The sequence below is a fragment of the Roseateles sp. P5_B10 genome, assembly GCF_056400485.1.
The window spans coordinates 1-2,606 of record NZ_JBFULE010000742.1 but is presented as its reverse complement, the minus strand read 5'-3'; the positions used below and the strand labels follow the sequence as shown (position 1 = coordinate 2,606).

The 2,606-nt window shown below is 64.7% G+C and carries 4 protein-coding genes; all 4 read left to right on the top strand.

Annotated features, from left to right (window positions below; translation table 11 throughout):
* A partial coding sequence (lepB, locus tag AC1DU6_RS26890; RefSeq protein ID WP_477860856.1) for a signal peptidase I occupies positions 1 to 396 on the top strand: 396 nt, incomplete at its 5' end.
* Positions 397 to 403: 7 nt separating this feature from the next.
* Positions 404 to 787 (top strand): DUF4845 domain-containing protein, encoded by a 384-nt coding sequence (locus AC1DU6_RS26885; protein WP_056204243.1) that lies wholly within the window; start codon positions 404 to 406, stop codon positions 785 to 787.
* Between the two features lie 16 nt (positions 788 to 803).
* Positions 804 to 1,496 carry a ribonuclease III gene (gene rnc, locus AC1DU6_RS26880; protein WP_056204240.1) on the top strand — a complete coding sequence of 231 codons (693 nt, stop codon included), beginning with the start codon at positions 804 to 806 and terminating at the stop codon, positions 1,494 to 1,496.
* Positions 1,493 to 2,419 carry a GTPase Era gene (gene era, locus AC1DU6_RS26875; RefSeq protein WP_056204237.1) on the top strand — a complete coding sequence of 309 codons (927 nt, stop codon included), beginning with the start codon at positions 1,493 to 1,495 and terminating at the stop codon, positions 2,417 to 2,419. The genes rnc and era overlap by 4 nt, the downstream gene beginning before the upstream one ends.
* Positions 2,420 to 2,606 lie beyond the last annotated feature (187 nt).

Genomic DNA, 2,606 nt, shown 5'->3' with positions numbered 1-2,606 from the left:
AACCAGAAGCTCTACATCAACGGCCAGGCCGCGCCGGTGCAGCCCCAGGGCAATTTCTATGACGACAGCGGCTCGCCGCGCGTCTACCGACCCCGCTTCCTGGAGAAGCTCGGCGACAAGGAGCACGAGATCCTCGTGCAGCCGCAGGCCCAGACCTTCTTCCGTGCCGACCGTGCCGACGGCCCCTTCCCTTTCCAGGAGAATTGCCGCTACACCATCGAGGGCGTAACCTGCAAGGTGCCCGCCGGACACTACTTCATGCTGGGCGACAACCGCGACAACTCGCGCGATTCGCGCTTCTGGGGATTCGTGCCGGATGAAAACATCGTCGGCAAGGCCTTCTTGGTGTGGATGAATTTCGGTAACCTCAAGCGCATCGGTACCTTCTTCAATTGACACCCAGATGAGCAGCAGCCTCCTTTCGTCGCCGACCTCCTCTCGCCGCCAGCGTGGCGTCACGCTGTTCGGCCTGCTGTTCTGGGGCATCGTTCTCGCCGCCACGGCCGTCGTCGGCATGAAGGTCTTCCCGACGGTGCTGGAGTACTACACCGTGCAGCGCGTGGTCGACCGTATCTCGGCCGGCAACCCCTCCACCGTGCCTCAGGTGCGCCAGGAGTTCGACAAAGCCATCGCCGTCGAATACTCGATCCAGAGCCTCAAGAGCAGCGACCTCGTCGTGACCAAGGACGGCAATGACCGTGTCGTCATCGAGTTCGCCTGGGACAAGGAGATTGACCTCTTCGGGCCGGTCTACCTGCTGATCAAGTACCACGGCAAGTCGCGTTGACCTTGCTTCCGCTTCGATGAGCGCCGTGCTTGAGGCCCTGCAACAGCGCCTGGGCCATCGTTTCCAGCGACCCGAATTACTGGCACGCGCCCTGACCCATCGCAGCTACGGCGCCGATCACAACGAGCGCCTGGAGTTTCTCGGCGACGCCGTGCTCAGCCTGGCCGTATCCAGCCTGCTGTACGAGCGCTATGCCGGCTCCGACGAAGGCGACCTGACCCGCGTGCGCGCCCATCTCGTGCGCGAGGAAAGCCTGCACAAGTTGGCGCTGGCCATGGGCTTGCCGGCGGTGCTGAAGATGTCCGACGGCGAAGCCCGTGGCGGCGGCGCGCAGCGCCCGTCCATCCTGGCCGACGCTGTCGAGGCCGTGCTGGGCGCGGCCTACATCGACGCTGGCTACGACGCTGCTTTGGCCATCGTGCGCCGCCTGCTCGGCGAGACCATCACGACCGCCACCAGCGCCGGCGACTTCGCCAAGGACGCCAAGACCGCGTTGCAGGAATGGCTGCAGGCCCGCCGCATCGCCGTACCCAGCTACCGTATCGTCGCGACGCGCGGCCAGGCCCATGCCCAGACCTTTGAGGTCGAATGTGCGGTGCCGGCCCTGGACGTGGCCGAACTCGGCGAAGGCCGCTCCCGCCGCACCGCCGAGCAGGAGGCTGCCAGCCGCCTGCTGGATAGACTCACCGCCGAACGAGGCAAATCATGACCACCGACGCTGTACCCACTGCCGCTGCCACCGCTGACGGTCCTCCCCAGCGTTGTGGCCTCATCGCCATCGTCGGTCGCCCCAATGTCGGCAAATCCACGTTGCTGAACGCCCTGGTCGGGCAGAAGGTCAGCATCACGTCCGACAAGGCCCAGACGACGCGCCACCGCATCACCGGCGTGCGCACTGTCGAGGAGGCGCAGTTCGTCTTCGTTGACACGCCCGGCTTTCAGACCAAGCACAACGCCGCGCTCAACCGCACGCTCAACCGCACCGTACACGGCGTGCTGGCCGACGTTGACCTCGTGCTCTTCGTCGTCGAGGCCGGCCGCTTTGGCCTGGATGACGCCAAGGTACTGGGCCTGCTGCCCGAAGACAAGCCGGTCGTGCTGATCGCCAACAAACTGGATGCCGTGCACCGCCGCGCGGAGCTGGCCCCCTGGCTCAAGGGCATGCAGGAGCGCCGCAACTTCAGCGAGTTCGTGCCGCTGTCGGCCAAGAAGGAATCCGACGTCACCCGCCTCTTCAAGATCCTCAAGCCTTATCTGCCCGAGCAGGGCTGGTTCTACGAAGAGGATGCGTTGACCGACCGCAGCGAGAAGTTCCTTGCCAGCGAAATCATCCGCGAGAAGCTGTTTCGCCTGACCGGTGACGAACTGCCCTATACATCCACCGTCATCATCGACAAGTGGGAAGAGGAGGGCGAGCTGCGCCGCATCAGCGCCAGCATCGTCGTCGAGCGCGACGCCCACAAAGGCATGATCATCGGCCAGGGCGGCGAGCGCCTGAAGCGCATCGGTTCGGAGTCGCGCCAGGAGCTGGAGCATCTGATGGATGGCCGGGTCTTCCTCGAGCTGTGGGTCAAGGTGCGCTCGGGCTGGGCGGATACCGAAGAGCATTTGCGCAGCTACGGCTACGAGTGATCGTCAAAGACAACACAGCCACAGAGGCACGGAGACACAGAGGAAAACCTTGAATTTCTCTGTGCCTCTGTGCCTCTGTGGCTTTGTTCATCGGCCGAGCCGATGCGGCTGACGCGCCCGCCTGCGGTCCAGCAGGCCTACGTGCTGCACCAGCACGACTGGAGCGAGTCCAGCCTCATCCTCGACC